General features: G+C 59.0%; 2 protein-coding genes. One reads left to right on the top strand and one right to left on the bottom strand.

The window, feature by feature from the left end:
• The first annotated feature begins 327 nt into the window (after window positions 1-327).
• Complete coding sequence (locus GQE99_RS01645; RefSeq protein ID WP_161349839.1) at window positions 328-885, top strand: antibiotic biosynthesis monooxygenase; 558 nt, start codon at window positions 328-330, stop codon at window positions 883-885.
• Between the two features lie 75 nt (window positions 886-960).
• Here the strand turns inward: GQE99_RS01645 and nadC are convergent, their stop codons facing one another.
• Window positions 961-1,737: a carboxylating nicotinate-nucleotide diphosphorylase gene (gene nadC / locus GQE99_RS01640; protein WP_202530545.1), complete on the bottom strand. Its 777-nt coding sequence runs from the start codon at window positions 1,735-1,737 to the stop codon at window positions 961-963.
• Between the last annotated feature and the right edge of the window lie 142 nt (window positions 1,738-1,879).

Raw genomic sequence — 1,879 nt, 5'->3', positions numbered from 1 at the left:
AACCTTGATGTCCATCAGATGCTCCTCTCTCCACCTATGCCCGCCATAGTAGCAGCGGGTTGGTGGGAAGGCAGTTCATCCCATTAGCTCAAGACCCTCCCTTCGAGATCAGGCGCTCGTGTCTCAAATCATCGGACGACGGACACGCGCATATCGAACAAGCCTTCGACTTTCGCACCGAGAGCGTGGACAGAACTAACAGGTTTCACCGCGTAAATTTAGATATGTAAGGAAATTGTTAAATCCCGTGCGGCTATCAGCTACAAGGAGCTATAGGTCCAGTCTTACCTTTAGAAACATGCTCAAGCTCAGTTGGAGACAGCCTACATGGTCGATGCAAGATTGCTTGAAGATCGGCAGAATAGCCTTCTGGTGGCACTTCGCGTGCGGCACCGCGACGGTGACAGGTGCGCGGAGTTGCTGCAGAAGCTGAATGAGGTGCTTGTTCAGACAGAAGGCTTCAAGAGCCTCGACGTCATCCGCCGCGAGGGCGGGTTGGGCACGGATTTCTACGTCGTGGTGAGATTCCGGGACAGCGCAGCGCTTGATGCGTGGCGCAACTCGCCGAAGCGCGCGGCCGCCTTGGTCGACATCGAGGCCCTGGCGATAACGGACGTTTCACGTCAACAGGCTGCCGGGGCGAATATCTGGTTCGAGCCGGTTGGCTCACTCCCAAGCACGCCACGCCCACCCCTGTTCTGGAAGCGTTGGGCCGTCAGCCTTCTGGCGGTCTATCCGGCACTCATCGTCCTGGTGACGGTGTTGTCCCCGCTCACCTCACGCGTTCCCCAAGCCCNCGTCGCGGTGATCCTGACCGGCCTCACCACCGCGTTCATCGTTCCTTGGCTTACCCGGGCCCTGAATGGTTGGCTTACAGCACGCTGACGCGCCAACCGGTACGGGCCCAGGCACTTGGACTCAACTCGGACACACTGAAAGGCGTGGCTTTGGCCGGGCCAATCAAAAATCGAGGCCGAAGTCCACCGTGCCGGCCGAATGGGTCAACGCGCCTGAAGAAATATAATCGACGCCGGTCTCGGCAATTTCACGCAGGCGGTCCAACCGGACATTGCCGCTGGCCTCGGTTTTCATTCGTCCGTCAATTCGCTTCACGGCTTCCGCCATGTCCGAGCTCGTCATGTTGTCGAAAAGAACAACGTCGGCGCCACCGACCTTGATCACCTCGTCGAGCTGGTCCAACCCGTCAATTTCAATCTCGACCACGACCATGTGCCCGGCGTGCTTTNCCGCGGCGATGTGGTTGTCCTTGATCAGGATCGCGTCGGACAAGGAAAATCGATGATTGTGGCCCCCGCCATGAAGAATGGCGAGCTTTTCGGCCAGCTTCAGGCCCGGCGTGGTCTTGCGCGTACAAGTAATGCGGGTCCCGGTCCCCGACACCGCCTTCACGTATGAGGCCGTCATCGTAGCCGTTCCCGACAGGCGACCAGCAAAATTCAAGGCTACGCGTTCCCCCGCGAGAATGGAGGCGGCCGCACCTTCGATCTTCATCAGGGTATCGCCGGCCTTGCATGCGGAACCATCGGCAACGATCGTCTCAACGCGCAGTTCGGGGTCGATCAGGCGAAAGGCAAGCGCTGCCAGTTGCATCCCGGAGACCACGGCGTCCTGCCGGGCGACCATTTCCGCATTGTACTGGGCGCCCTCCGGAAGAACTGCGCGCGTCGTTACGTCACCGGCAGTTCCCATATCCTCCATGATCGCGTTGCGCACCATCGGCTCAAGGATGATGTTAGGAACAGAAGCAGCGGTATTCACGGTTTGAAGTCCTTCGTTTTGAGTTACGGGCGCCAATCACACAGGGCGCGAGTGCTCCTCACGCCCTGTGAACGCCCNTGCTTTGAAAGGGAACCCTATT

It is taken from the genome of Maritimibacter harenae (assembly GCF_009882975.1).
Classification (GTDB): domain Bacteria; phylum Pseudomonadota; class Alphaproteobacteria; order Rhodobacterales; family Rhodobacteraceae; genus Maritimibacter; species Maritimibacter harenae.
This window is presented reverse-complemented; position numbering and strand designations above follow the sequence as displayed.